The sequence below is a fragment of the Pseudomonas sp. SZ40 genome, assembly GCF_052958135.1.
On sequence record NZ_JBQWIF010000021.1, the window covers coordinates 1 to 26894 of the forward strand.

Consider the following 26894-nt stretch of genomic DNA (forward strand, 5'->3'; position numbering starts at 1 on the left):
CAGCTTAGTTGAAGGCACTCCCGACCTGATGCCCTGCGCAGATCTTCGTGTGGGAGCGCGCCATGCGCGCGAAAATCCCGGGCATGAATCAGGTTTCCCGCCCGTTCCCACAAACCCAGACCGCTGCGTTGACGGTCCACCCCTCACCCTGTGTGAATACCTGCTTTCCCGGGTATCGCAACGCTCAACCCTGGCGGCCGGACATTCAGCGCTTTTCCGGAGCAGGCTTCCCGGGCTCCTGGATGGGCCGCTGCGGGCTGAACGGACTATCCGGGTCATCGACGATGGAGCCCGGGTCTTCGTTACCCGGATCGTTGATCGGCTCTTCGTGGGGATCGACCGCAGGAAGCTTCGGGTCGTTGGCGGCATTCAGGGCAATTTGGATATGCATGGCTGGCTCCGGCTGCGATGAGGCTCGGCATGAAAGCGCGAGGTCCGTGCATTTGGAGGAGGTGTTGCGCAGGCGTGTTCAGGCTGTCGGCTGGACGGTACTTTTTCGCAGGCAATAAAAAACCGGCTCAAGGCCGGTTCTCTATTTTCTCATGTGATGCTGGCACCACCTGAGAAGAAAGGTGGTGCCCAGGGACGGAATCGAACCGCCGACACGGGGATTTTCAATCCCCTGCTCTACCGACTGAGCTACCTGGGCAACGGGGCGTATTAGACGGTTTTCACCTTTTGCTGTCAAACGTTTTTTGGAAAATATTTAAATATTCCGGGCGCTTACGTCTTCAGGCCTTATTCGCTGGGTGGAACGTAGCCTTCCGCTTGTGCGTAGTCTTCGCCGGACAGGAACTTGTCCATCTCGGCCTGCAGGAATTTGCGATCTTCGGCGTTCATCATGTTCAGGCGACGCTCGTTGATCAGCAGGGTCTGGTGCTTCTGCCATTCTTCCAAGGCCTGCTTGGAGACGTTCTGGTAGATGTCTTCGCCTTTGGCGCCAGGGTAGGGCGCGCGATCCAGGCCGGGCAGTTCTTGTTTGTGCTTGCGGCACATCACGGTGCGGGTCATGCCATTTCTCCTGTATGCAGTGCGTCGGCCGCGCGTTTGAGCAGTTTCTTCACCGGAGCGGCGAGGCCCAGGCGCGGCGGGGTGGCGAGGTTATACCAGAGCCAGTCGGCCTCGGCCACGTAACCGGGAACGCCGTCGACTTCGATCAGCCAGGGTTCGATGGCCAACTGGAAGTGGCTGAAGGTGTGGGTCAGGCCGTCGAGCTGGCGACGTTCACCGAGGCTTAACTGGTGCTGATCGGCAAGTGCAGCCAGGGCCTCGAGGTCTTCGAGTTCGGGAAGGCTCCACAAGCCGCCCCAGAGGCCGGTCGACGGTCGGCGATAGAGCAGGATGGCGCCATCGCGGCTGGCCAGGATCGGCATCAGGGTGCGTTTCTGTGGCAGCTCCTTGCGCGGCTTGGCGATCGGGTAGCGGATCTCCAGGCCCAGCAGGTGCGCTTCGCAGCCGCTCTGCACCGGGCAGAGCAGGCAGGTAGGCTTGCTGCGGGTGCACAGCGTGGCGCCCAGATCCATCATCGCCTGGGTGTAGTGGTTGACGCGTTCTTCGGGTAAAAAACGCTCGGCCACGGCCCACAGCTGTCTGGCCACCTTGGGCTCGCCTGGGTAGCCTTCCTGAGCCACGTAGCGGGCCAGCACGCGTTTGACGTTGCCGTCGAGAATCGGCGCCCGCAGGCCCATGCTCAGGCTGGCGATGGCGCCAGCGGTGGAGCGGCCGATGCCGGGCAGTTCGGTAAGCGCCTCGACATCGCGGGGGAATTCGCCGCCGTGTTCACGCATTACGATCTGTGCGGTCTTCTGCAGGTTGCGGGCGCGGGTGTAGTAGCCCAGGCCGGTCCACAGGTGCAGCACTTCGTCTTCCGGGGCTTCGGCCAGGTCACGCACCGTGGGCAGCGCGCTCATGAACCGGTCGAAGTAGCCGAGCACGGTGCTGACCTGGGTCTGCTGCAGCATGATTTCCGACACCCACACGCGGTAGGGCGTGATGTCCTGCTGCCAGGGCAGGTCCTTGCGTCCGTGGGTGTCGTACCAGCGCAGTACCGCGCTGGAGAATTGCTCGGGTGTCATCGGTTGAACAGGCCCTTGAGTGCGTCTTTCAGTTCGGGGCTGACCTTGTCACCGAGCTTCTCTTCGAGTTTTTCGTTGATGCGATCGCCTGCCAGTTTGGCGGCTACCTTGCCCATGCCTTCCTGGTCCAGGCGGCAGGCCTTGGCGCCCAGCTCCAGCGGGCCGCGGCAATGCAGCGGCCAGGCCACGCCAGCGTAGCGACGGTTGACCTCGCAGGCAGGGTCCGGCATTTCGCGCTGGTCGCCTTCGATGGTGATGCCGACGCGGTAGTCCAGGCCCAGCACGCGCAAGTCGAGGTCGCCGTCGCCGGTCACGGCGAGGCCGGGGATGCGCGCTTGCAAATCCGGGTTGCTGGCCACGCCGTTGCGGATGTTGAGGCTGCCCTGCAGGCGCTCGAACGGGGTGTCCTTGCTGCGCGGGTCGCTGCTCAGCGATTTCCGGTTGAGGGTGGCGATGCCTCGGCACAGCTGTTGTTCGAGGTTGGCGTCGACCAGCACACCGTTGTTGAGCAGGAAGCTGGCGGTGCCGTTGAGTGCGTCGATCCAGGCCTTCTGGCTATTGCCGCTGGTGGTCAGGTCGCTCTTCAGGTCGAGCAGCCCCTTGAGCGGCGAGGGGCGCTGTTCGTCCTTGAGGAAGGGCTCGACCGGGATGCCGTTCAGTTGCGTGTGCAAGCTGAGCACGGGCACGGCCGGGCGCACGTCGGCGTCGGCCTTGATGGTGAAATTGCCGCCGCCGAGGTTGCCACGCAGCTCTTCCAGATTCAGCGTGCCGCCCTGACTCCGAGCCTTGACGCTGAACTTGTCGATGGCCTGCTTGTGCACCGTCAGTTGCTCGAGGTTGAGGGTGGCTTGCAGGTCGAGTTTGCGCAGCGTGGGGATCGGCAGCACTTCGCTCGAGCTCCAGGCCTGCTGGGTCGGCGCGTTGGGCACCGGCGTGCTGCCGGCCTGCCCGGCGTTGGCGACGGTTTCACGCACTTCGGCCTTGCGAGCGGTATCGCTGTCCTTCTTGTCCTTGCTCGCCGGTGGCAGGTAGCGGTCGAGGTTCAGCTTGTCGCCCTTGAGCTGCACGCGCAGCGCCTGCTTGGCGAAATCGGCGACGGCGATCTTGCCCGTGAAGGTGCTTTCGTCGAGCTTGAGGGTCAGCTCGTCCAGCGCCAGGCTGCTCGGCGTGCCGCCGAGCTTGGTCACCAGTTCGAACTGCGACAGGGTCTTCTCATCGCTCATCGGCGGCAGTTTCTGGCCGAGGCTGGCGAGGAATTCGCGCAGGTTGACCGGGGCGACGGACAGGCCGCCGGACAGCTTGGGTTCGCTCTGCAGATCGCGAATCTTCAACTCGCCCAGGGCGCGCAACTGATTGGCCGAGAGCTTCAGGCCGTTCCACTCGGCCACTTGGGCAGCCAGGTCGACCAGCAGTTGGCCCTGGGCGGCGTAGGTGAGGGTTTGGCCATTGAACGGCTCGCCGGACGCCTCGCCGGACAGGCGTGCGTCTTCGAGCTGATAGCGCTTGAGTACGCGGTCGAAACGCAGTTCGCCCTGCAGTTCGGTACGTGCGCGCATCACTGGCTGGTTGCTGCCGAAGAAAGCACTGAGCTTGATCGGCACCCCGGCGCCTTCGCGAATCGCGCCGGTGGTGAGCTGGATGCTTTCGGCGCTGAATTGCTGGCCCTTCTGGGCATCGCGGTAGTCCACGCGGGCGCCGTTGACGATCAGGCTGTCGATGTCCAGCTTGATTGGCGCGCCGCTGTCCTGGGCAGGTTCGGATTGCGGCTGCTGCGGCTCACCGGCTGCGGTCTGCTCGGCCGGTGTTGCGCCTGGCTTGGCGGCAGGGCGGCCGACGTCTTCCCAGTTGCCGTGGCCATTCTCGTCGCGCTGCAGGTCGAGGTTGAGGCCATCGACGCGGATGTCGCTCATCTGCACTTCCTTGCGCAGCAGCGGCAGCACGCGCACCGAGAGGCCGAGCAGGCGCAGGTTGGCGAAGGGTTTGTCCGGCGTGCTGGCGCTGGCCAGCGTGGCGTCGGTCAGCTCCAGGCCCAGCCAGGGGAACAGGCTCCAGCCGATGTCGCCGTTGAGGGTCAACTCGAGGTTGGCCTTGTCCCGCGCCAGTTGGCGGATTTCATCTTTGTAGTCGTTGGGATCGAAGAGGTGAGTCAGGGCAAAGCCCAACGCCACGATGATCAGCAGTAGTCCGAGGAAGAACAGACCCAGGATTTTGCCGAGCGCTTTCATGGACGAGTCCTATGCAGTGACGAGAAATTTGAATCCGCGAGTATAACGCCGACGGCGCGCCCGCGGCTAAAGCCTGTGGGCGATGCGCTCGGCGATGGCCAGGCTGGCCGTGAGGCCGGGCGATTCGATACCGAACAGATTCACCAGTCCTGATAGACCATGGTCAGCCGGCATTTGCAGCATAAAATCTTCCGCCGCTTCGCCGGGGCCGCTGAGTTTTGGCCGAATGCCGGCATAGCCCGGCGCCAGGCGGGTGCTGTCGAGCGCCGGGAAATAGCGGCGGATGGCGCTGGCGAAGGCTTCGCGCAGGGTCTCATCGACGCGGTAGTCGATGCTGTCGAGGTAGCGGGTATCGGGGCCGAAGCGCAGTTGGCCGGCCAGGTCCAGCGTGGCATGCACGCCCAGGCCGCTGGTGTTGGCCTCGGGCATCGGGTAGACCAGATGGCTGAACGGCGATTTGCCGTTGTAGTTGAAGTAGTTGCCCTGGCACATGTGCAGCGGTGGAACGCGCTGCGCCGCAAGGCCATCGGTGCGCTGGGCCAACCGCTGGGCGAACAGCCCCGCAGCGTTGATCACGCGCTGGGCTTTCAGGCTGAACGGCTCGCCTGCGCTGGTACCGCTGGCGATCCAGCCATCACCGTCATGGCTGAGGCTGTCGACGCAGGTCTGCAATACCAGTTCGGCGCCCTGGCGTTCGGCGCAGGCCAGGAGTGACTGCAGGAAGGCGTGGCTGTCGATGATGCCGGTGTTGGGCGAGAGCAGGGCGGCAATGCCACGCACTGCGGGCTCCAGAGCGCGGAGGCGAGCACTGTCGATGGGCTGCAGCGCGTCCACGCCACTGGCCAGGGCATTGTTGGCCAGCGCATCGAGCTTGCCGCGCTCTTCGTCGCTCACCGCCACCAACAGCTTGCCCAGGCGCCGGTGCGGCACCTGCCATCGTTCGCACCAGGCGTACAGGCGTTCGCGGCCTTCCAGGCACAGTTCGGCTTTCAATGAGCCCGGTGGGTAGTAGATGCCGGCGTGGATGACTTCCGAGTTGCGGCTGGAGGTATGGCTGCCTACCAAGGTTTCCTGTTCGACGATCAGCGTGCTGCGTCCAGGCTCCGCCAGGCGTGCCGCGCAGGCCAGGCCAAGCGCGCCAGCGCCGATTATCAAGGTGTCGATGCTGTCCATGGCTGCCTTCCGGTGGGGTGAGTGCAGAGCGTAGCAAGAGGCCGTGAGCGTTGGCCCTCACGGCAGCCTGGCGAAGACACGTTGTTGCAATGCCGGGTATTCGGGCAAGCCGTACAGGCCTGCAAGCGTCGGCGTGCGCAGCAGTATCGGCAAAAAGCCGCAGTTCGCATGGGCGGCCTGCTGCACCACGGACATGGCCTGGTCGGGTTCGTCGAGCAACAAGTAGGTCGACGCCAGCAGGGCCTGCTGGCTGCGGTCCGTGGGGGCGTGACGCTCGATCAGGCGCCGCGCTTCGTCATCGGCGCCGCAGCGGGCCAGCACGAAGGTCAGGGAGGCGGTCGTGAAGGTCCAGGCTTGCTCGTCCGGCGTTATCTGGCGGGCGCGCGCCAGCAGCCCCTCGTGGGGTGTCTGGATGGCGTCGCGGCTAAGGCGCCAGATGGCGGCCTTGGGGTTTTCCGGGTGGTCATGATGCGCTTTGTCCACCCAGCGGCTGAACTGTGGCTGATCGTCGGCGATCAGGCTGGCGTGTGCGAGCAGCAGGGTGATCGGCAGGGAGTAGGGCGCCAGCGTCTGAGCGTGTTGCAGTACCTGTATGGCCGTCTCGACTGCGCCGCAGGCAATCAGGTGCCAGCCGTGGTGAAAGTGGCCTTTGGCATTCTCAGGGTCTTTTTGCACGGCCAGCAGGTGCAGGGGGCGGGCTTCGTCGAATCGCCAGGCACAGTCGAGCAGGTGCGCCTTGAGGGTATCGATGCCGGTCAGGCCGGGTGCTTCGCGGCCAACCTCGTCGAGCAGTTCGATGGCCCGATCCAGCTCCTCTGGCGACAGGTCACGGCCGCTCGCGACCATGTCAGCCAGGCACTGTGCGTGGGCGACCTTGGCTTCCAGCAGGCTGGGGGCGTTCTGCATCACCTCTCGAATCAGCCCGTTGGCCTTGTTCAGCGAAGCTTCGCTGCCCAGTTGCATGCGTTGGTGGGCGTAATCGAGCGTTTCCAGCAGGGCGACGTTAGCACCCGTCTGGTGCTTCGCGTTCGATGCCCGCGCCTGAATCACCAGTTGATAGCCGCGACCGTAGACGGAGCGTATGGCCAGCCCCGGGATCGGGCTCAGCAGGCGGCGCAGGTTGGCCACGGCCCTGGCCAGGCCCTCGTCGGTCATGCCGCCATGCCAGAGATGCAGGTCGAAGTCCTGTTTGGAAACCTGCGCAGGCCAGCTGCGCAGCAGCAGGCGCAGTACTCCGCATTCCTTGGGGGGCAGCTGCAGCGGCGTGCCATGCAGGCAGGCATCGCCATTCATGGCGACGGTCAGTCCGATTCTTTCAGGCGTGCAAGTCGTGGCAATAGACATCTATACGGCTCAGGTCGTCAGGCGGCTGGGAAGGCACTCCGCAGTGGTGGGCAATATTTAGCGCACTATTGATTGGCGGGCAGAGAACTCGGTTCCAAATTGCCATCGTCATGTTTTGATCAAGGTTGTTGTGTGATGGCCATTTAATATTTCTCTTTTGGTCTGCATTTCTTTTCGCTACGTCACTGGGTGTAGCGCGAGTTGCCGGCCTTCACCACCTTTTCAGATAAATCTCCATGTCCGCTGTACTGCGAATTGCCTGTAAAGGGCTGACCTCTCACGAGCAGGGACTGCTTACTCAGCAACTGAAGATGCTCAAGGGGCGTACGGCACAGTCGTGGGTCTACGTGGGGGAAAGCGATCACGCAGAGCTGCTGATCCTGCGTGGCCGTGATGAACACGACGAACGTGCGCAGGTGCAGCGGCGCATTGGCGCGCAGCTGCAGCCGGCGCATGCTATCGAGTGGCCGTTGCGGCTGTTCGGCCTTCTCGAGTTGCTGGTCGATTACGAAAAGCAGCCGCAACCGGGCGAGGTTGCGGTTGCCGAGCTCTGTGAGCGGTTGGCGGCTTTGTCCGCCGAGCGTCTCTACCGCGTTGGCGATGATCTGATCATCGTGCCCAGGGATGACCTGGTGCTGACTCGGCAGCCTGACTTCGCTTCGGCCCTGCAGTGTCTCGCTGCGGTTGGCGGCGACCCGGAGCCCCTGGCACTGGTCCCGCTTGGCGAGCTCTCCCAGTTTCCTCAGCGTTTTTCCTTCAAGAGTCTGCTCTGGTCGTTGGCATTGGTGCGTGGTGAGCAGGTCGGCGGTGATTTTCGCGCTCACGATGCGACCTTCCGGCTCGGTGCCTGGCCACTGTTGAGCGAATGGCAGAGTTCGCCGCCCCTGTTGCGTCTGGCGGCGCTGTATACCCGGCAGTTCGCGAGCATCGAGCGCGGTGTCGCGTTCTCGGGGGCGAGCCGGGAGCAGGTGCAGGCATTCCTGTTCGCCTGCAAATGTTGCGGCATGGGCCTCGACGCCCGGGTGGAGCGCCAGGACGTTGCCGTGGCGGCGCCGGCGGAAAAAACATTGTTGCAACGCCTGCGCATGCGCCTCGGGCTGGGCTATGGGAAGTCGAAACAGGCATGAAGATCCTTTTTATCGGCCCCATGGGCTCGGGCAAGACCACTGCCATCAATGCGGTCAGCGATATCGCCACGGTTTCCACCGAGGCCGAGAACAATGACCTCGAGGTCAATGCCAAGGCGACCACCACCGTTGCCATGGACTACGGCGAGATTCACCTGAGCGATGGCGAAACCGTCGCGCTGTATGGCATTCCCGGGCAGGCGCGTTTCGATTTCATGTGGACGATCCTCGCCGAAGGGGCCATGGGGGCGGTGTTGCTGCTCGACCACGGTGACCAGGATGCCTGTGGCCAGCTGGCCGTCTACCTCGACGCCTTCGCCGAATTGGCCGGGCGCGGCGCGCTGGTCATCGGCATCGGTCACACCCGTTTGCCGGCAGCCGAAGTGCTGGGGCCTTACCAGCAGTTGCTGCGTCAGCGTGGCCTCGCACTGCCGCTGTTCATCACCGACGTGCGTGAGCGCTCCAATGTCCTGCTGCTCATCGAATCGCTGATCGCCAATGCCGAAGTCAATCAACTGATGGAGAACTTCTGACCATGTCTCAGGCCATGCCCACGCTGCGCAGCCTCTGTCTGCAGCATCTTCAGGAGCTGAAGGATGGCACCGAGCATCTGGTAATGGCGGCGGTGTCTTCAGCCGACGGTTTCCCCATCGCGCTGCTTGGCGCAGAGCCCCAACTGGGGCGCAAGGCGACCGCCATGGCCGCTGCACTGGATGGCCTGAGCAAGTCGATCGCCAAGGAGTTTTCCCAGGGTGGCCTGGAGGGCACGGTACTGGAATGCGAGTTGGGGCTGGTGCTCTGCCGGCAGGTGCACACACCCAAGCGCAACCTGGTCCTGCTCATGGTCATGAGCAAGGACGTGACTTACGGACACGCCCTCTGGGCAATCAAGAACGCGGCCAGAGCCATGGCCACTTCACTGCAGACGTCCATCGAAGTTGGCGTCGCACCTACACTCACCAGCGTAAAGGAATGATCTGTGACCAGCATTACTGAAAACCTCAACCAGTTGCTCGAAGTCGATGGTGCATTGGCTGCTGCCGTCGTGGACTACTCCAGCGGCATGCTGCTCGGTTCGGTCGGCCAGGGCATCGACCTGGATATCGCCGCCGGCGGCAACACCGAAGTGGTACGCGCCAAGCTGAAAACCATGAAGATGCTGGGCCTCAATGAAAACATCGAGGACATCCTGATCACCCTGGGCACCCAATACCACCTGATCCGCCCGCTGACCAGCACTCAGGAGTTATTCATGTACTACGTACTGGACCGTTCCAAGGCGAATCTGGCGCTGGCGCGTCGCAAGCTCCAGTCCGTCGAAGGTCAGATCGCCATCTGATTTCCAGTCAGCTGACAGCTCTAGGGGGCTGTCGGCTGTCGGGAAGCCTGAGAAAGGCGTCTCAGACGCTGAAAAGTGCCGTTTTGGTGGCTGCACAACCGCTATGGCTATGTGACACAATGACGCGGGAACTCTAGCGTCATGCTAGCTGCGAATGATTCGCTGAAATATATGTGCTGTGTAGTGAGGTCTCTATTTCGGGCCTCGCAAGTAATCGTCTTGTTTGCCAACTTAAACTCAGAGAAGAAAAAATGACTGACGCCATCGTGCAAAACGGTGCTTCAGCGACCCCTGCGTTCCTTTCCAAGGCGCGCATCATCGCTAAGCCCGGTTTCAACCGCTGGCTGGTTCCGCCAGCTGCCCTCGCCATCCACCTGTGCATCGGCATGGCCTACGGATTTTCCGTATTCTGGCTGCCGTTGTCGAAAGCCATCGGTATCGATGCTGCCGTCGCCTGTGCGCCGGACATCGGCTTCTTCGAGCAGATCTTCGCCAGCAACTGCGATTGGCAGATCTCCATGCTGGGCTGGATCTACACGCTGTTCTTCGTATTCCTGGGTTGTGCGGCTGCCGTGTGGGGCGGTTGGCTGGAGCACGCTGGTCCGCGCAAGGCCGGCCTGGTTTCCGCCGTTTGCTGGTGTGGTGGTCTGCTGATCTCCGCGCTCGGTATCTACACGCACCAGATCTGGTTGATGTGGGTGGGGTCCGGCGTGATCGGCGGTATCGGTCTGGGCCTGGGCTACATCTCCCCGGTATCGACCCTGATCAAGTGGTTCCCGGACAAGCGCGGCATGGCGACCGGTATGGCCATCATGGGCTTCGGTGGCGGCGCGATGGTCGGTGCTCCCCTGGCTGCAGCACTGATGGGTCACTTCTCCAGCGAAACTGACGTCGGTGTATGGCAGAGCTTCGTGGTCATGGCGGTGATCTACTTCGTCTTCATGGTCGGTGGCGCACTGTCCTACCGCGTTCCGCCGACTGGCTGGAAGCCGGCAGGCTGGGTCGCCCCGGCAGCCAAGGCCAACAACGCCATGATCACCAAGGGCCACGTACACGTGAACACCGCGTGGAAGACCCCGCAATTCTGGCTGGTCTGGGCCGTTCTGTGCCTGAACGTATCCGCTGGTATCGGCATCATCGGCATGGCTTCGCCCATGCTGCAGGAAGTGTTCGGTGGCAAGCTGATCGGCGTGAACGTGCCGTTCAGTGAGCTGAGCAAGGATCAGTTGCTGCAGATCGCCGCAATCGCTGCCGGCTTCACCGGCCTGCTGAGCCTGTTCAACATCGGTGGCCGTTTCTTCTGGGCATCGTTCTCCGACCTGATCGGCCGTAAAGCGACCTACTTCGTGTTCTTCGCGCTGGGTTTCGCCCTGTACGCGCTGGTTCCGTGGACCGGTCACCTGGGCAGCATCGCGCTGTTCGTGTTCGCTTTCTGCCTGATCCTGTCCATGTACGGTGGTGGTTTCGCAACCGTTCCGGCCTACCTGGCGGACCTGTTTGGTACTCAGATGGTTGGCGCCATCCACGGTCGCCTGCTGACCGCCTGGGCGTTCGCTGGCGTGCTGGGTCCGGTACTGGTGAACTACCTGCGTGAATATCAGCTGAGCATCGGTGTCGAGCGCGCTGCTGCCTACGACATCACCCTGTACATTCTCGCTGGCCTGCTGGTTCTGGGCTTCATCTGCAACCTGCTGGTTCGCCCGGTGGATCCGAAGTACTTCATGACCGAAGAACAACTGGCCGCTGAGCGTGCTCACGGCGAAAAATCCGCACCGAGTGCCAGTGAACTGGAGTGGGCTGCCGATCCGTCGAGCAAGCCGCTGGTCATCGCTGCCTGGCTGGCCGTGGGTATCCCGCTGGCCTGGGGTGTGTGGGTGACCCTGCAGAAGACCGTCGTGCTGTTCCAGTAACGGTTCGTCGTTGGTAAAAATCCCGCCGGTGCCCTGTGCACCCGCGGGATTTTTTGTGGGTGTCACTTTTTCCGGCCAGGCCTCACGCGTTTTTCGTCCATTTTTGCCGTGTGGCTTTATAGGTTCGCTGCTTATCAGCCTATAATGGCGGCCCTTTCGCCCAACGATTTTGTGGAGCAGGTGATGGCCGAACGTACGGCATCCGTCGAGCGCAATACCCTGGAGACCCAGATCAAGGTCTCGATCAATCTGGATGGTACCGGCAAGTCCAAGTTCGATACCGGTGTGCCGTTTTTCGAGCACATGCTCGACCAGATCGCCCGCCATGGCCTGATCGACCTCGACATTTTCTGCAAGGGCGACCTTGAGATCGACGACCACCACACCGTCGAGGATGTCGGTATCACCCTCGGCCAGGCGTTTGCCAAAGCGGTCGGCGACAAGAAGGGCATGACCCGTTACGGCCATTCCTATGTGCCGCTGGATGAAGCGCTGTCGCGCGTGGTCATCGATTTCTCGGGGCGTCCGGGCCTGCAGATGCACGTGCCGTTCACCCGTGCGGTAGTCGGCGGCTTCGATGTCGACCTGTTCCAGGAGTTCTTCCAGGGTTTCGTCAACCACGCTCAGGTCAGCCTGCACATCGACAACCTGCGTGGCGTGAATACCCACCACCAGATCGAAACCGTGTTCAAGGCCTTCGGCCGCGCGTTGCGCATGGCCGTGGAGCTTGACCCGCGCATGGCCGGGCAGATGCCATCGACCAAGGGCGTGCTCTGATGCAGACGGTTGCAGTCATCGACTATGGCATGGGCAACCTGCACTCGGTGGCCAAGGCGCTGGAGCACGTTGGTGCCGGCCGGGTGCTGGTGACCAGTGACGCTCAGGTAATCCGCGAAGCCGACCGCGTGGTGTTTCCCGGTGTCGGTGCGATCCGTGATTGCATGGCCGAGATCCGCCGCCTGGGCTTCGATGAGCTGGTGCGTGAAGTCAGCCAGGACCGTCCGTTCCTCGGCATCTGCGTCGGCATGCAGGCGCTGCTCGAGCGCAGCGAGGAGAACGACGGCGTCGACTGCATCGGCCTGTTCCCCGGCCAGGTGCGTTTCTTCGGCAAGAGCATGGTCGAGGACGGCGAGCCACTCAAGGTGCCGCATATGGGCTGGAACGAAGTGAGCCAGGCGGTCAATCACCCGCTGTGGCACAGCATTCCGGATCAGGCGCGCTTCTACTTCGTGCACAGCTATTACATCGAGGCCGGCAAGGCGCAGCAGGTCGTTGGCCGTGGGCATTACGGCAAGGATTTCGCCGCTGCCCTGGCCGATGGTTCGCGCTTCGCCGTGCAGTTTCACCCCGAAAAGAGCCACACCCACGGCCTGCAACTGCTGCAGAACTTCGCCGCCTGGGATGGCCGCTGGTAATGGCCAGGCTCAAGAGCCCGATCCTCACGCTCACGCCCGAGCAGGAAAGCGATGCGGTGCACAAGCTGCAGCGCTTCCTGGCCGACCGTTACGAGCTGGAGCTGGGTTCCTTCGAGGTGCTGGAGCTGCTCGAACTGTTTGGCCGTGAAGTGGCGCCGCATTACTACAACCGGGCGGTCAACGATGCGCACGGTCTGCTGCGCGAACGCTTCGAAAGCCTCGAAGTCGACCTGTGGGCGCTCGAGAAAGATTGATTCCAGCCACGCTGATTGAACTGAACAAGGTGTACAGATGCTGATTATCCCCGCTATCGACCTCAAGGACGGCGCCTGTGTGCGTCTGCGTCAGGGCCGTATGGAAGACTCCACGGTGTTTTCCGATGACCCGGTGAGCATGGCTGCCAAGTGGGTCGAAGGCGGTTGCCGTCGTCTGCATCTGGTCGACCTCAACGGTGCGTTCGAAGGCAAGCCTGTCAACGGCGACGTGGTCACTGCCATCGCCAAACGCTATCCGAACCTGCCGATCCAGATCGGCGGCGGTATCCGCTCTCTGGAAACCATCGAGCATTACGTCAAGGCAGGCGTCAGCTACGTGATCATCGGCACCAAGGCGGTGAAAGATCCGCAGTTCGTGACCGATGCCTGCAAGGCCTTCCCAGGCAAGGTGATCGTCGGTCTGGACGCCAAGGACGGTTTCGTCGCCACCGACGGCTGGGCTGAAGTCAGCACCGTGCAGGCCACCGACCTGGCCAAGCGCTTCGAGGCCGATGGCGTCTCGGCGATCGTCTACACCGACATCGCCAAGGACGGCATGATGCAGGGCTGCAACGTCGAGGCCACGGCGGCCCTGGCGGCCGCCAGCCGTATTCCGGTGATCGCCTCGGGCGGTATCCACAACCTGGGCGATGTCGAGAAGCTGCTGCTGGCCCGTTCGCCCGGCATCATCGGCGCCATCACTGGCCGTGCCATCTACGAAGGCACCCTGGATGTCGCTGAAGCGCAGGCTTTCTGCGACAACTTCAAGGGCTGAGCATCCGCCTGACGCCGTATTTCGGAGAAACACCATGGCATTGGCCAAACGCATCATTCCTTGCCTCGACGTGGACAACGGCCGTGTGGTCAAGGGCGTCAAGTTCGAGAACATCCGCGACGCCGGCGACCCGGTGGAGATCGCTCGCCGATACGACGAGCAGGGCGCCGACGAGATTACCTTTCTCGACATCACCGCCAGCGTCGATGGTCGCGATACCACGCTGCACACCGTCGAGCGCATGGCCAGCCAGGTCTTCATCCCGCTGACCGTGGGCGGCGGCGTGCGTACCGTGATGGACATTCGCAACCTGCTCAACGCCGGTGCCGACAAGGTCTCGATCAACACCGCCGCAGTGTTCACCCCCGAGTTCGTCGGCGAGGCGGCTTCGCGCTTCGGTTCGCAGTGCATCGTCGTCGCCATCGATGCCAAGAGGGTCTCCGGCCCGGGTGAAACGCCGCGCTGGGAAATCTTCACCCACGGCGGGCGCAAGCCCACCGGCCTCGATGCCGTGGCCTGGGCGCAGAAGATGGAGGGCCTGGGCGCAGGCGAAATCCTTCTGACCAGCATGGATCAGGACGGCGTCAAGAGTGGTTACGACCTCGGCGTGACCCGGGCCATCAGCGAGGCCGTCGGCATTCCGGTGATCGCTTCCGGTGGTGTCGGCAACCTGCAGCATCTGGCCGATGGCATCATCGAAGGCAAGGCGGCGGCGGTGCTAGCTGCGAGCATCTTCCACTTCGGTGAATACACCGTGCCGGAAGCCAAGGCCTACATGGCCAGCCGCGGTATCGTGGTGCGTTGAGCACCTCCTGTGCGGGTTGGATGTGCCACACGTCCAACTTGGTGCATTTGCGCTTTTGGATGCCCGCTAATGGCGCTAAGCTAGCACTCGTGTGACAGGGATTGGTCTCGAGCCAGGGCGTCTAGCCCGGTAGTATGAGCGAATCGCCTGGTCGCACCGGGCGTGACCTTTCCGGCCGTCCGTCAACGCTCTGAATTGACAGGTAGTCGAGTACATGTGGAAACGTCTGTGGTTGGCAGCGGCGGGTGCCCTGCTTTTGATGACATCGGCGGCGCGCGCCGAAATCGATCCGAACTACAACGTGGTGTTGCTGACGGAAAACTTCCCGCCGTACAACATGGCGATCAATGGCAAGAACTTCGCGCAGGAAGACAATATCGACGGGATCGCCGTCGATGTGGTGCGCGAGATGTTCAAGCGTGCCGGCGTGTCCTACAGCCTCACTCTGCGCTTCCCCTGGGACCGCATCTATAAACTCGCACTGGAAAAGCCCGGCTACGGCGTGTTCGTGACCGCGCGTCTGCCTGAGCGCGAGGAACTGTTCAAATGGGTCGGGCCGATCGGCCCGGACGACTGGATACTGCTCGCCCGTGGCGACAGCACCCTGGTGGTCAACAACCTGCAGCAGGCCAAGCAGTACCGGATCGGCGCTTACAAGGGCGATGCCATCGCCGAGCACCTGGAGAAGCAGGGGCTGAAGCCGATTACTTCGTTACGCGATCAGGAAAATGCCAAGAAGCTCGAGAGCGGTCAGATCGACCTGTGGGCCACCGGTGATCCTGCTGGCCGTTATCTGGCACGTCAGGAAGGTGTCAGTGGCTTGAAAACCGTTCTGCGTTTCAACAGTGCACAGCTCTATCTGGCCCTTAACAAGGACGTGCCGGACGAGGTGGTACAGAAGCTGCAGTCGGAATTGGACAAGATGCGCGCTGAGGGTTACGTCGACAAAATCCTCAACAGTTATCTTTAGGCATGAAGGTCATTTAGCTGCACGTCGCGAGCGCTACCGAGGGGGCGCTCGCGTGGTCAAGAACTGGCGTTCATGCTGCAATGCAGCGTGCCTTCGGCATGCGGTAGTCATTGCCATGGAAGGTGATGGTGCGGGGATTCGGCAGGAAGCCGCCAACCATAATCATAACCACGCGGCGGGGACGACTGATGTTGAACACTTTGAAAGCGCTTGGGCTGTTGCTCACTTTCGCGGCTTGCACCGCCAGGGCCGAGCTGCCACCTGACTACAAGATGGTGCTGCTGACCGAGAACTTCCCGCCGTTCAACATGGCGGTGGACGACAAGAACTTCGCCCGCGAAGACGCCATCGACGGCATCAGCGCCGAAGTGGTCCGTGAGATGTTCAAGCGCGCACAGATCAATTACACCCTGACGCTGCGTTTCCCCTGGGATCGCCTCTACAAGCTGACCCTCGACAAGCCCAACTACGGCCTGTTCTCCACCACCTTCACCCCCGAGCGTCAGCCACTGTTCAAGTGGGTCGGCCCGCTGGCCAAGACCAGCTGGGTGTTGCTGGCGGCTCCCGGCAACAACCTGACCGTCAACAGCCTGAAGGAGGCCAGCCAGTACACCATCGGCGCCTACAAGAACGATGCGGTCAGCCAGCACCTGGAAAGTCAGGGGCTGGCCCCGGTCAACGCCCTGCGTGATCAGGAAAACGTGAAAAAGCTCACCGGCGGCAAGATCGACCTGTGGGCCACCACCGATCCGGTCGGCCGCTACCTGGCCAAGCAGGAAGGCGTCAGTGGCCTGACCACGGTACTGCGTTTCAACGAAGCCGAGCTGTATCTGGCGCTGAACAAGGACACGCCGGACGAAGTGGTGCAGCGCCTGCAGAAGGCCCTGGACGAGTTGCGCAACGAAGGCTTCATCGAGCAGATGACCAACAACTATCTGTAAGAGCGTCGCCAGAAATCGGTATGGGCCAATGCCGATCAGCAGGTCGCCTGCGCAGGTGCGGTAACACGGACCTTTGCAGGCCTACGAACTCCGTTTTGCAGGATGGCAGTAACCGATTCGCCCCGGGGGCGGGGCTCCTACGAGATGGTTGATACGCAAGAGCGCCCCGCGGCGAATGGCGGCCCTGACGCGCAATTGCGCAATGACCAGCATCGCTTCGCCCGCAAGCGGGCTCCTACGGGTGCAGGCTTATGCACTCAGTTTTGCAGGGCGGCTGTAACCGTTTCGCCCCGGGGGCGGGGCTCCTACAAGATGGTTGATACGCAAGAGCGCCCCGCGGCGAATGGCGGCCCTGACGTGCAATCGCGCAATGACCAGCATCGCTTCGCCCGCAAGCGGGCTCCTACGGGTGCAGGCTTATGCACTCCGTTTTGCGGGACGGTTGTAAGCGTTTCGCCCCGGGGGTGGGGCTCCTACGAGATGGTTGATACGCAAGAGCGCGCCGCGGTGAATGGCGGCCTTGACGTGCAATCGCGCAATGACCAGCATCGCTTCGCCCGCAAGCGGGCTCCTACGGGGGTAAGCCTACGCACTCCGTTTTGCGGGATGGCAGTAACCGTTCCGCCCCGGGGGCGGGGCTGCTACAGGGTCATGTGTCACCCATTCATCGCCAAGAAAAAGCCCCATTGCAGTCGCCTGCAATGGGGCTTTTCGTTACCGCTGGCGCTTAGTCGGCGCGGGTGACGTTCAGGCCCTTGAGCAGGTTCAGTGCCTGGCTCAACTGGTAATCGTCATCCTGCGGACGAGCCGCCCTGCCAGCACCGCCCTGGCTCGGACGGTCGGCGCCGCCGTTGCCGTTGCCCAGGTGACCTTGCAGATCGGCTTCCTTGAGGGTCGGGTCGTCGCTCTCGCGAGTCAGCTTGGCGCGTGCCACCTCCACGTCCGGAACGATGCCCTGAGCCTGGATGGAGCGGCCATTGGGGGTGAAGTACAGCGCGGTGGTGATCTTCAGGGCGCGGTCGTTGTTCAGCGGCAGCACGGTCTGTACCGAGCCCTTGCCGAAGCTGTCGGTGCCCATCACCACGCCGCGTTTGTGATCCTGCAGGGCGCCGGCGACGATTTCCGATGCCGAGGCACTGCCACCGTTGATCAGCACCACCAGCGGGACGCCTTCGCTGGCGTCGAGCGGGTCGGCCGAGAAGCGCAGCTCCGAGTTGGGGATGCGGCCCTTGGTGTAGACGATCAGGCCCTTCTTGAGGAAGTGATCCGCCACTTCCACGGCCGACTGCAGCACGCCGCCCGGGTTGTTGCGCAGGTCGAGGACCAGGCCGCTGAGCTTCTTGCCGTTTTCCTTGCGCAGCTTGTTCAGCGCCTTGCCGACTTCTTCGCCGGTGTTGACCTGGAACTGGGTGACGCGGATGTAGCCGTAGCCCGGGTCGATCAACTGGCTACGCACGCTGGTGACCTTGATCACCGCGCGGGTCAGTTCCACGTCGAACGGCTTGCCGCCTTCGCGTACCAGGGTGAGCAGAATCTTGCTGCCGGCCTTGCCACGCATCCTGTCCACGGCTTCCATCATCGACAGGCCCTTGGTCGGCTTGCCGTCGATCTTGACGATCAGGTCGCCGGGGTGGATGCCGGCCTTGGAGGCGGGTGTGTCATCGATGGGGGAGACCACCTTGATGAAACCGTCTTCCGTACCAACTTCGATGCCCAGGCCGCCGAATTCGCCGCTGGTGCTTTCCTGCAGCTCGGCAAAGGCTTTCGGGTCGAGGTACGCCGAGTGCGGGTCGAGGTTGCTGAGCATGCCCTTGATGGCGTTCTCCAGCAGTTCCTTGTCGGTAACCGGCTCTACGTAGGCGGCCTTGATGCGGTCCATCACCTCGGCGAAGGTGCGCAGCTCCTCGAGCGGCAGTGGCGCTGCGCTCTGGTCGGCGGCCGGCGGAGGCGTGATTGGAGCCTGGTCGGCATGCAGCACAGGTGCGCCACCGAGCAGGGCAATCGCCAGGGCCAGGGAGGTGAGGCGAGACAGTTGCGGCATTCGAACTAACTCCTACGACAATGAGATGGCGCTTATCCTTGCGCCCGACACCATTGGGCCGGATCGCTGGCGCGGCCCTGCTGGCGAATCGCGAAATACAGGGCCGGCGTGTCCTGCCCGCCGCTGGTACCAACGGTGGCGATGGGGTCGCCGGCCTTGACGATGTCTCCGGCGTCCTTGAGCAGGCTCTGGTTGTGCCCGTACAGGGTCAGATAACCGTTGCCATGGTCGAGGATGACCAGAAGCCCGGATCCGCGCAACCAGTCTGCGAAGACCACTCGACCACCATGCACAGCGCGTACCTGACTACCGGCGGCGGCGCCGATCAGTACGCCGTCCCACTTAGTCCGAGCGTCTTCGCCGCGAGGGGTTCCATATCTCGCCACCAGACGTCCGTTCACCGGCCACGGCAGCTTGCCCTTGGCATTGGCGAAAGGGCCGCCATAGGTGGCCCCGGAGCTCACCAGCGGGCCATCCGCAGGTTTTCTGGCAGCAGGCGTCGCGGGCTTTTCACGGGCCGCGGCGAGGGCACGCTGACGTTCCTGCTCGGCTTCACGGGCCTGGCGGGCGAGGGTTTCCTCGATGGTCTTGAGTACGCGGCCGAGCTCGGCCTGTTCCTGCTCGCGGGCCTTGAGGCGCTCACCGCGGGCGGCGTAGTCCTTGTTCAGCTTGGCCAGGGCGATCTGGCGTTCCTTGCGTACGGCCGCCAGCTCGTTGCTGCGCGTGTCCAGCTGGCTTTTCTGTTCCTGCAGCTGAGCCTGGTGATGGCCGATGTCTTTCTCGACGTTGGCCAGTTGGCGCAGCGTTTCGTTGAAGGCCGTCAGTTGCTCCATGCGGGCTTCAGCGAGGTAATCGTAGTAGGTCAGGGTACGGGAGAACTTTTCCGGATTCTGCTGGTTGAGCAGCAGCTTGATGTATTCCTGACGCCCCCCCTGATAGGCGGCGCGCGCCTGAATGCCGATCAGCCGCTGCTGTTCAATGCGCGCGTCCTGGAGTTTTTTTTTCTCCTGGTCGAGGCGCTTGAGTTCCTCTTCGCTCTCCTGCAACTCGTCACGCAGGCTCTTGACCTGGTTTTCCAGATCGCCCATTTCGGTTTCGGTGGACTTGAGCTGCTTCTGCACGCCGGATTTCTCCTGCTGCAGTTGCTCGAGCAGCTTCTTCAGCTCGGCGACGTCGGAGCGTGCGGCCTCCAACTGCTTTTGCGTTTCCGCTTTCTGGTCGGCGAAAGCAGGCACCAGCAGGCTGGTCAGGAGAACGAGGATGAGGGCACGAAACATGGGGCAGGCGGTACCTGGCGGGGAACGCGCCTAGTATGCCCTTGGCGCGGGTTAAAAAGAACGCCCCGGATCGCGGATTGCGACCCAAGGCGTGCCGCTGTCGACCGATGGCCGATGTGGTTCAGTTGAAGGTGACGATGCTGGTGCCGGTCATTTCCTTGGGGATCGGCATGCCCATCAGCGTCAGCAGGGTCGGTGCCACGTCGGCCAGCACGCCGCCTTCGCGGATGCTCACGTCGCGCTTGCCGACATAGATGAACGGCACCGGCTCGCAGGTGTGGGCGGTGTGCGCCTGACCGGTGCACTCGTCCTGCATCTGCTCGACGTTGCCGTGATCCGCGGTGACCAGCGCTTCGCCACCGACCTTGTCGAGTGCTTCGACGATGCGCCCTACGCAAGTGTCCAGGCACTCCACGGCGGCCACGGCGGCCTCGAAGACACCGGTGTGGCCGACCATGTCACCGTTGGCGTAGTTGACCACGATCACGTCGTAACGCTGGTTCTCGATGGCATCGACGATCTTGTCGGTGACTTCGGGCGCATTCATCTGCGGCTGCAGGTCGTAGGTGGCGACGTTCGGCGACGGAATGAGGATGCGTTCTTCGCCGGGGAAGGGTTCTTCACGGCCACCGGAGAAGAAGAAGGTCACGTGGGCGTACTTCTCGGTCTCGGCGATGCGCAGCTGGGTCTTGCCGTTGTTGGCCAGGTACTCGCCAAACACGTTGACCAGCGGCTCGGGCTTGTAGGCGCTCGGTGTGTCGATGCTCGCTGCGTACTGCGTGAGCATGATGAAGCCGGCGGTCTGCGGCACGCGGGCACGTTCGAAGGCATCGAAGCCCGGCTCGACGAAGGCGCGAGTCAGTTCGCGGGCACGGTCGGCACGGAAGTTCATGAACACCACGGCGTCGCCGTCTTCGACGCTGACCGCTTCGCCGATGCTGGTGGCCTTGACGAACTCGTCGCTCTCGCCACGCGCGTAGGCGGCTTCCAGGCCAGCCACGGCGGTGTCTGCGCTGAACTGGCTCTGCCCGGCGGCAATCAGGTTGTAGGCCTGGGCGACGCGATCCCAGCGGTTGTCGCGGTCCATGGCGAAGTAGCGGCCGATCAGCGAAGCGGTGCGGCCTTTGCCGAGCCTGGTGAAGGTCGCGTCGAGCAGCTCGAGAGAGGCCTGGGCGCTTTTCGGCGCGGTGTCACGGCCATCGAGGAACGCGTGCAGGTAGATTTTCTCGGCACCGCGGCGGGCAGCCAGTTCGGCCATCGCCACCAGATGGTCCTGATGGCTGTGCACACCGCCATCGGACAGCAGGCCGAGGATGTGCACGGCCTTGCCTGCGCCAACGGCTTTATCCACGGCACCGGTAATGGCAGGGTTCTCGAAGAACTCGCCATCGCGGATCGCCTTGGTCACTCGAGTGAAGTCCTGGTACACCACACGGCCGGCCCCCAGGTTCATGTGGCCGACCTCGGAGTTGCCCATCTGGCCGTCCGGTAGACCGACATCCATGCCGCTGCCGGAAATCAGCCCATGGGGCTGGGTGGCACGCAAACGGTCGTAGACCGGCGTGTTGGCGGCGAAGATGGCATTGTGCTCGGGCGTGTCGCTGTGGCCGAAGCCGTCGAGAATGACCAGAACCAAGGGTTTGGGCGTTGCGCTCATACTGGGCTCGCTCTGCTTGAGGGACGCATAAAAAAGATCTGACATTCTACGACCAAGGAAAGATCCCGTCACCGCCGTACGGCCTTTGGTGGGACTCTCGTGGCTGTGTATACTGGCCGGCATTTTACCGTCCCCGGAACCGCGTGATGCTTGCCAACCTGATTGAATTCGCTACCACCCACTTCATCCTCAGCGGCCTGTTCGTCATCATCCTCTCGCTGCTGATCTTCACTGAGCTGCAAAAGGGTGGTCAGAGCCTGAGCAGTCGCGAAGTCACCGCGCTGATCAACCGCGACGAAGGCGTAGTGATCGACATCCGCAACAAGAAGGACTTCGCCACCGGCCACATCGTCGGCGCGCTGAACATTCCCCTCGACAAGCTGGCCTCGCGTATCGCCGAGCTCGAGAAGCACAAGGCCAAGACCCTGATCATCGTCGATGCCCTGGGCCAGCAGGCCGGCACCGCTGCTCGCGATCTGAAAAAGGCCGGTTTCACCGCAGCGCGTCTGGGCGGTGGTATCGCCACCTGGCGCAGCGACAACCTGCCCGTGGTGAAGTGAGATGGCCAAGGTCGTCGTCTATTCCAGCGACTGGTGCCCTTACTGCATCCGCGCCAAGCAGCTGTTGACCAACAAAAGCGTGGCGTTCGACGAGATCCGCGTCGACGGCAAACCGGACCTGCGGGCAGAGATGACCCGCAAGGCCGGTCGCACTTCGGTGCCGCAGATATGGATCGGTGATACCCACGTGGGTGGCTGCGACGACCTGTTTGCCCTGGAACGGGCAGGCAAGCTCGATGCACTGCTCCGTGCCTGATAGACCCAGAACCTTTCTTTAAGTCCATACAGCAGAAGGCTTTGCCCATGACCGAACAAGTTACCGGTGCCGCCCAAGGCGACCAGAATCCTCAGTTCTCCCTGCAGCGCATCTACGTGCGTGACCTGTCCTTCGAAGCGCCGAAGAGCCCTGAGATCTTCCGTCAGGAGTGGACCCCGAGCGTCGCGATGGACCTCAACACCCGCCAGAAAGCCCTGGAAGGCGACTTCCACGAAGTGGTGCTGACGCTGTCGGTGACCGTGAAGAACGGTGAAGAAACCGCCTTCATCGCTGAAGTGCAGCAGGCAGGTATCTTCCTGATCAAGGGTCTGGATGCCGGCTCCATGAGCCACACCCTGGGCGCGTTCTGCCCGAACATCCTGTTCCCGTACGCACGCGAAGCGCTGGACAACCTGGTCGTTCGCGGTTCGTTCCCTGCCCTGATGCTGGCGCCGGTGAACTTCGATGCCCTGTACGCTCAGGAACTGCAGCGCCAGCAAGCGGCCAACTGAGTCATCGGTCCTTGTATGAAAAAACGCCCTTCGGGGCGTTTTTTTATGGCTTACCCAGATATCCGCAAGGCCGTAGCCTGCCGTCGAGCGCAGCGATACCCAGGGATACCGTTACCGGGTTTGGCTGCGCATCCAGCACTGATCTGCCGAGGTCTCTCAGCCCATGCTGAAGCCGTGCTGGCGCCAGGCTTCGTAAACGGCCACCGCCACCGTGTTGGACAGATTGAGGCTGCGGCACCCCTCGCGCATCGGCAGGCGCACACGTTGCTGTTCCGGCAGGGCGTCGCGGACTTCCTGAGGCAGACCGCGGCTTTCCGGGCCGAACAGAAAGGCGTCGCCTGGCTGGTAGCGCACTTCGTGAAATGGCTGCGAGCCCTTGGTGGTGAAGGCGAACACGCGCGGCTGGCCGAGGCTTTCCAGGCAGGCCTCGAGGCTGGCGTGGCGCTGTACGGGCGCGTACTCGTGATAGTCCAGCCCGGCGCGGCGCAGACGCTTGTCATCCAGTTCGAAGCCAAGGGGCTCGATCAGGTGCAGGTGGCAGCCGCTGTTGGCACAGAGCCTGATAATGTTGCCGGTGTTGGGCGGAATTTCCGGTTGAAAAAGGATTACATGAAACATGCACGGCTCCGAGCCAGAAGACGGCAGACATTCTACGCCCGATAAGCGGCCAAGACCGCGTCCGTGGTTGCGTGTGATCGGTTCGTTGGCGATCTTCGGCTTTCTGGTCGGCTTGATGATCGGCCGCCTGTTCCATCCCGATGCGATGCATCTGAAGGACGTGGAGGCGGGCGATGAGCGACTGGTGCTGTGGTTCAACGTCGAGCCGCAGGTGCAGGTGAGCGATTTTCAGGGCACGTTCCTGCTGCGTTTCGAGGGGCTGGGCCGCGAGCGGCAGGGCCAACTGCAGATCGCCGGGCGCACGGCCAACTGGCGTGTGGTTCGTGAAGGGAGAGAGCTGGAGGTGCGTGTCCTGGCGGCTCGCCCCTTGCGTGGTGAGTTGACTGCCGAGGAGGTCGATGGTCGCTGGCGCCTGACGGTTCGTCTGGCGCCGCAGTAGCGGATAAAAGAGGGGGACACCCGGCCTGCCTGTACCAAGGCCCCCGAAGAAAATGGGGAGTATCTGATCTGCCTGTATCAGAGTCCCCGAAGGAAGAAAGAAGGGAGTTCCCGGCCTGCCTGTACCGAGGCTCCCAAAGAAAGAGGGGAATCCCCGGCCTGCCTGTACCAAGGTCCCCGAAACTGGGTTATCCATACCATTGCAGATGGCGTGCCAGTTTTCGTTTTTCACCTGTAGGCCCCGTGGTTGCTGGCGTGTGGTCGATCAAGGCGGTATCGGCGAGCGTAGAGCCTGGGCGCAGGTGGTGCACGGGTGTGGTTTTCGTGCGCTGATGGCGTGCATTCGCCGTGCTCGCTGCTGGGCAAAAGCGCAAGCGCGCCCGCGAGCACGCTATCGGTTTCGATGAATCAACGGGGCGACCGATTCATGCGGGTGTCGCGAGATCGCGGGCATGGCCCGCTGCCACGCTGGAGCGCCGCTCGGGCTTTTCAGGTGCTCATAAAAAACGCCGCGCCCTGGTCGGGACGCGGCGTTCCTGTCGTTGCGAGCGCGGCTCAGTTGTCGTCGCTGTCGTCTTCTTCGGAGCCGTCCACGTTCATGCCCAGCTCCTTGATCTTGCGGGTCAGGGTGTTGCGGCCCCAGCCGAGCAGGATGGCCGCGTCACGGCGGCGCCCTGCCGTGTGCTTGAGGGCCGTCTCGATCATGATCCGCTCGAACGCCGGTACGGCGCTGTCGAGGAGGTTCGACTGGCCACGGCCCAGGGCCTGATCGGCCCACTGGCGCAGTGCCTGTTCCCAGTTGCTGACCGGTGCATTGTCCTGGGGCTGGACGAGCAACTCCGGCGGCAGGTCGTCGACATGCACTTCACGCCCCGAGGCCATCACCGTGATCCAGCGGCAGGTGTTCTCCAACTGGCGCACGTTGCCCGGCCACGCCAGCTGCTGCAGGTAATCCTCGGTTTCGCTCTTCAGCAGCTTGGGCTCGACCGCGAGCTCCGTGGCGGCACGGCTGAGGAAGTGCCTGGCCAGGGTCGGAATGTCTTCGCGGCGATCGGACAGGCGCGGGATGTGGATGCGGATCACATTGAGGCGGTGGAACAGGTCTTCGCGAAACTTGCCGGCCGTGACCAGGCTTTCCAGGTTCTGGTGGGTAGCGGCGATGATGCGTACATCCACCTTGACCGGCGTGTGCCCGCCGACCCGGTAGAACTCGCCATCGGCCAGCACGCGCAGCAGGCGGGTCTGGGTGTCGGCCGGCATGTCGCCGATCTCATCGAGAAACAGGGTGCCACCATCGGCCTGCTCGAAGCGCCCGCGCCGCTGGTTGGCCGCGCCGGTGAAGGCGCCTTTTTCATGGCCGAAGAGCTCGGACTCCATCAGGTCCTTGGGGATCGCCGCCATGTTGAGGGCAATGAACGGCGATGCTGCCCGCGGGCTGTGACGGTGCAGGGCATGAGCGACGAGCTCCTTGCCGGTACCGGACTCGCCATTGATCAGTACGGTGATATTGGAGTGCGACAGCCGGCCGATGGCCCGGAATACCTCCTGCATCGCCGGCGCTTCACCGATGATTTCCGGGGTGCGCGCCTGTACGACCGGCACGTGAAGGCCCTGCTGCTCCTGGGCATGCTGATTGGCACGCTTGACCAGCGATACCGCTTCGTCGACATCGAAGGGTTTGGGCAGGTACTCGAAGGCGCCACCCTGATAGGACGCTACGGCGCTGTCCAGATCCGAATGGGCGGTCATGATGATCACCGGCAGGCGCGGGTGCATCTCGCGGATTCTGGCCAGCAGCTCCAGGCCGCTGGAGCCAGGCATGCGAATGTCGGAGATGATCACGTCCGGCTGCTGACGGGTCAGGCGACCGAGCACGCCATCGGCGCTGTCGAAGCTCTGGGTGCTCATGCCCTCCTGCTGCAGGGCCTTTTCCAGGACCCAGCGGATGGAGCGGTCGTCGTCAACGATCCATACGGTTTCACTGCGGCTCATGTCGGAGTTGCTCCTTGTTCCAGCGGCAGAAAGATCGAGAACACGGTGTTGCCAGGATGGCTCTCGCATTCGATCAGGCCTTGATGCTGACTGATGATGTTCTGGGTAATCGCCAGGCCCAGCCCGGTGCCGTCGGCACGCCCGCTGACCATGGGATAGAAGATGGTTTCCTGCAGTTCAGGCGCGATACCCGGACCGTTGTCGATGATTTCGATCTTGGTCACCAGGCGATGGCGAATGTAGCCAATGGTGAACTGCCGCAAGGTGCGCGTGCGCAAAGTGATGCGCCCAGGGCGCAGGTCGGGCTTGGAGCCTATCGCCTGCATGGCATTGCGTACGATGTTGAGTACGGCCTGGATCATCTGTTCGCGGTCGATGATCAGGTCCGGGATGCTCGGGTCATAGTCGCGCACCAGCACGATGCTGCCCTGGCTCTCGGCTTCGACCAGGCTGGCGACGCGTTCCAGTACTTCGTGCACATTGGTGACCGCCAGCGATGGCAGCTTGTTGGAGCCGAGCATGCGATCGACCAGATTGCGCAGGCGGTCTGACTCTTCGATGATGACGTTGGTGTAATCCTTGAGGCTTTCCTCCGGCAGCTCGCGGGCCAGCAACTGGGCCGCGCCGCGAATGCCGCCCAGCGGGTTCTTGATTTCGTGGGCCAGGCCGCGGACCAGCAGTTTGGTGGTCTCCTGCTTGGAGAGCTGGGCTTCTTCCTTGGTGATGCGCAGCAGGCGATCACGAGGATGCACCTCGAGCAGCAGCATGGTTTCGCCGCGGCTGAGTACGGGCGTGACGGCGTAGTCGACGGTCAGGCTCTGGCCGGTCTGGGTGGTCAGCACGGCCTCGCGTTTGTTGAACGGATGCGCCTCGGCGACCGCCTGGCGCAGAGCGCCCAGGGCTTCGCGGGTTTCGGTGAACAGTTCGCTAATGAACTGGCCGTGGCTGCGTTGACCGCTGACGGCCAGAAGCATTTCGGCGGCAGGGTTCATGTATTCCAGGCGCAGGTCGGCATTGAGCAGCAGCGTGGCTGTGGTCAGGTTGTCGAGCAGCAGGCGGTGCAGGGCTTCATTGATGATCATCGGGCAAGCTCCAAGGGCTTGCCCGCAGTGCATCCGCCAGCAGGGGATGTCTGGACAAGGCGATGGCCGTTGTCTGGCAACGTGGCGCAGCTTGGCGTGTCTCGTTGC

Annotated in this window: 28 protein-coding genes and 1 tRNA gene; 16 read left to right on the plus strand and 13 right to left on the minus strand. The window is 62.9% G+C overall.

Features of this window, described 5'->3' with window-relative positions:
* Positions 1–205 precede the first annotated feature (205 nt).
* The 7 genes from ACT9T4_RS16590 to ACT9T4_RS16620 all read right to left on the minus strand — a co-directional run bounded on the left by ACT9T4_RS16590 (position 206) and on the right by ACT9T4_RS16620 (position 6817).
* A complete protein-coding gene (locus ACT9T4_RS16590; RefSeq protein ID WP_042555472.1) occupies positions 206–391 on the minus strand; it encodes a hypothetical protein in 186 nt (61 codons plus the stop codon).
* Positions 392–573: 182 nt separating this feature from the next.
* Positions 574–649, minus strand: a tRNA-Phe gene (locus ACT9T4_RS16595).
* Between the two features lie 89 nt (positions 650–738).
* Positions 739–1011 carry an oxidative damage protection protein gene (locus tag ACT9T4_RS16600; RefSeq protein ID WP_499118010.1) on the minus strand — a complete coding sequence of 91 codons (273 nt, stop codon included), beginning with the start codon at positions 1009–1011 and terminating at the stop codon, positions 739–741.
* On the minus strand, positions 1008–2075 hold the full coding sequence (gene mutY, locus ACT9T4_RS16605; RefSeq protein ID WP_499118012.1) for an A/G-specific adenine glycosylase: 1068 nt from the start codon (positions 2073–2075) through the stop codon (positions 1008–1010). The genes ACT9T4_RS16600 and mutY overlap by 4 nt, the downstream gene beginning before the upstream one ends.
* Positions 2072–4300, minus strand: coding sequence for an AsmA family protein (locus ACT9T4_RS16610; RefSeq protein WP_042555469.1), 2229 nt, complete (start codon positions 4298–4300; stop codon positions 2072–2074). The genes mutY and ACT9T4_RS16610 overlap by 4 nt, the downstream gene beginning before the upstream one ends.
* A gap of 66 nt (positions 4301–4366) precedes the next feature.
* Entirely contained in the window at positions 4367–5473 is a 1107-nt protein-coding gene (locus ACT9T4_RS16615) for an NAD(P)/FAD-dependent oxidoreductase (RefSeq protein WP_499118014.1), read from the minus strand.
* 57 nt (positions 5474–5530) lie between these two features.
* Positions 5531–6817, minus strand: coding sequence for a winged helix-turn-helix domain-containing protein (locus tag ACT9T4_RS16620; RefSeq protein ID WP_499118016.1), 1287 nt, complete (start codon positions 6815–6817; stop codon positions 5531–5533).
* A gap of 236 nt (positions 6818–7053) precedes the next feature.
* Between ACT9T4_RS16620 and ACT9T4_RS16625 the strand changes: the two genes are divergently transcribed.
* The 12 genes from ACT9T4_RS16625 to ACT9T4_RS16680 all read left to right on the plus strand — a co-directional run bounded on the left by ACT9T4_RS16625 (position 7054) and on the right by ACT9T4_RS16680 (position 16353).
* Positions 7054–7944 (plus strand): hypothetical protein, encoded by an 891-nt coding sequence (locus tag ACT9T4_RS16625; protein WP_197077042.1) that lies wholly within the window; start codon positions 7054–7056, stop codon positions 7942–7944.
* Complete coding sequence (locus ACT9T4_RS16630) at positions 7941–8477, plus strand: GTP-binding protein (RefSeq protein WP_042555466.1); 537 nt, start codon at positions 7941–7943, stop codon at positions 8475–8477. Before ACT9T4_RS16625 ends, ACT9T4_RS16630 begins: the two co-directional genes overlap by 4 nt.
* Before the next feature lie 2 nt (positions 8478–8479).
* Complete coding sequence (locus ACT9T4_RS16635; RefSeq protein ID WP_499118018.1) at positions 8480–8920, plus strand: roadblock/LC7 domain-containing protein; 441 nt, start codon at positions 8480–8482, stop codon at positions 8918–8920.
* Positions 8921–8923: 3 nt separating this feature from the next.
* Positions 8924–9283, plus strand: coding sequence for a hypothetical protein (locus tag ACT9T4_RS16640; RefSeq protein ID WP_042555464.1), 360 nt, complete (start codon positions 8924–8926; stop codon positions 9281–9283).
* Between the two features lie 251 nt (positions 9284–9534).
* Positions 9535–11193, plus strand: a complete 1659-nt coding sequence (locus ACT9T4_RS16645) for an OFA family MFS transporter (protein WP_042555463.1) — start codon at positions 9535–9537, stop codon at positions 11191–11193.
* A gap of 183 nt (positions 11194–11376) precedes the next feature.
* Entirely contained in the window at positions 11377–11970 is a 594-nt protein-coding gene (gene hisB, locus ACT9T4_RS16650; protein ID WP_042555462.1) for an imidazoleglycerol-phosphate dehydratase HisB, read from the plus strand.
* On the plus strand, positions 11970–12608 hold the full coding sequence (gene hisH, locus ACT9T4_RS16655; protein WP_042555461.1) for an imidazole glycerol phosphate synthase subunit HisH: 639 nt from the start codon (positions 11970–11972) through the stop codon (positions 12606–12608). The genes hisB and hisH overlap by 1 nt, the downstream gene beginning before the upstream one ends.
* The gene (locus ACT9T4_RS16660) at positions 12608–12862 is read left to right on the plus strand and encodes a DUF2164 domain-containing protein (RefSeq protein WP_042555460.1); all 255 of its coding nucleotides are present in this window, start codon (positions 12608–12610) and stop codon (positions 12860–12862) included. Before hisH ends, ACT9T4_RS16660 begins: the two co-directional genes overlap by 1 nt.
* A gap of 37 nt (positions 12863–12899) precedes the next feature.
* Entirely contained in the window at positions 12900–13637 is a 738-nt protein-coding gene (gene hisA, locus ACT9T4_RS16665) for a 1-(5-phosphoribosyl)-5-[(5-phosphoribosylamino)methylideneamino]imidazole-4-carboxamide isomerase (protein ID WP_499118020.1), read from the plus strand.
* Positions 13638–13671: 34 nt separating this feature from the next.
* A complete protein-coding gene (gene hisF / locus ACT9T4_RS16670) occupies positions 13672–14442 on the plus strand; it encodes an imidazole glycerol phosphate synthase subunit HisF (protein WP_042555458.1) in 771 nt (256 codons plus the stop codon).
* Between the two features lie 214 nt (positions 14443–14656).
* Positions 14657–15412: a substrate-binding periplasmic protein gene (locus ACT9T4_RS16675; protein WP_042555457.1), complete on the plus strand. Its 756-nt coding sequence runs from the start codon at positions 14657–14659 to the stop codon at positions 15410–15412.
* 188 nt (positions 15413–15600) lie between these two features.
* Positions 15601–16353 carry a substrate-binding periplasmic protein gene (locus ACT9T4_RS16680; RefSeq protein ID WP_042555456.1) on the plus strand — a complete coding sequence of 251 codons (753 nt, stop codon included), beginning with the start codon at positions 15601–15603 and terminating at the stop codon, positions 16351–16353.
* Between the two features lie 727 nt (positions 16354–17080).
* Here the strand turns inward: ACT9T4_RS16680 and ACT9T4_RS16685 are convergent.
* The 3 genes from ACT9T4_RS16685 to gpmI form a co-directional block, all read right to left on the minus strand.
* Entirely contained in the window at positions 17081–18394 is a 1314-nt protein-coding gene (locus ACT9T4_RS16685) for a S41 family peptidase (protein ID WP_042555455.1), read from the minus strand.
* A gap of 32 nt (positions 18395–18426) precedes the next feature.
* A complete protein-coding gene (locus ACT9T4_RS16690; RefSeq protein WP_499118023.1) occupies positions 18427–19671 on the minus strand; it encodes a murein hydrolase activator EnvC family protein in 1245 nt (414 codons plus the stop codon).
* Between the two features lie 121 nt (positions 19672–19792).
* Positions 19793–21328 (minus strand): 2,3-bisphosphoglycerate-independent phosphoglycerate mutase, encoded by a 1536-nt coding sequence (gpmI, locus tag ACT9T4_RS16695; RefSeq protein WP_499118025.1) that lies wholly within the window; start codon positions 21326–21328, stop codon positions 19793–19795.
* A 146-nt stretch (positions 21329–21474) separates the two neighbouring features.
* On the opposite strand from gpmI, the gene ACT9T4_RS16700 reads away from it, so the two are divergent.
* From ACT9T4_RS16700 to secB, 3 genes are read left to right on the plus strand one after another with little or no spacing between them, the layout of a single operon-like run.
* Positions 21475–21888: a rhodanese-like domain-containing protein gene (locus ACT9T4_RS16700; protein ID WP_499118027.1), complete on the plus strand. Its 414-nt coding sequence runs from the start codon at positions 21475–21477 to the stop codon at positions 21886–21888.
* 1 nt (position 21889) lies between these two features.
* Positions 21890–22144, plus strand: coding sequence for a glutaredoxin 3 (grxC, locus tag ACT9T4_RS16705; RefSeq protein WP_042555451.1), 255 nt, complete (start codon positions 21890–21892; stop codon positions 22142–22144).
* Positions 22145–22191: 47 nt separating this feature from the next.
* Positions 22192–22656, plus strand: coding sequence for a protein-export chaperone SecB (gene secB / locus ACT9T4_RS16710; RefSeq protein ID WP_042555450.1), 465 nt, complete (start codon positions 22192–22194; stop codon positions 22654–22656).
* A 156-nt stretch (positions 22657–22812) separates the two neighbouring features.
* On the opposite strand, the gene trmL is transcribed toward secB, so the two are convergent.
* A complete protein-coding gene (gene trmL, locus ACT9T4_RS16715) occupies positions 22813–23274 on the minus strand; it encodes a tRNA (uridine(34)/cytosine(34)/5-carboxymethylaminomethyluridine(34)-2'-O)-methyltransferase TrmL (RefSeq protein WP_042555449.1) in 462 nt (153 codons plus the stop codon).
* Between the two features lie 73 nt (positions 23275–23347).
* Here trmL and ACT9T4_RS16720 point away from each other — a divergent pair, with 73 nt between their 5' ends.
* Positions 23348–23713 (plus strand): hypothetical protein, encoded by a 366-nt coding sequence (locus tag ACT9T4_RS16720; protein WP_197077021.1) that lies wholly within the window; start codon positions 23348–23350, stop codon positions 23711–23713.
* Between the two features lie 554 nt (positions 23714–24267).
* Here ACT9T4_RS16720 and ntrC read toward each other — a convergent pair.
* Together ntrC and glnL are read right to left on the minus strand one after the other, a co-directional pair.
* Entirely contained in the window at positions 24268–25704 is a 1437-nt protein-coding gene (ntrC, locus tag ACT9T4_RS16725) for a nitrogen regulation protein NR(I) (RefSeq protein ID WP_042554273.1), read from the minus strand.
* Entirely contained in the window at positions 25701–26786 is a 1086-nt protein-coding gene (gene glnL / locus ACT9T4_RS16730) for a nitrogen regulation protein NR(II) (RefSeq protein ID WP_042554274.1), read from the minus strand. Before glnL ends, ntrC begins: the two co-directional genes overlap by 4 nt.
* Positions 26787–26894 lie beyond the last annotated feature (108 nt).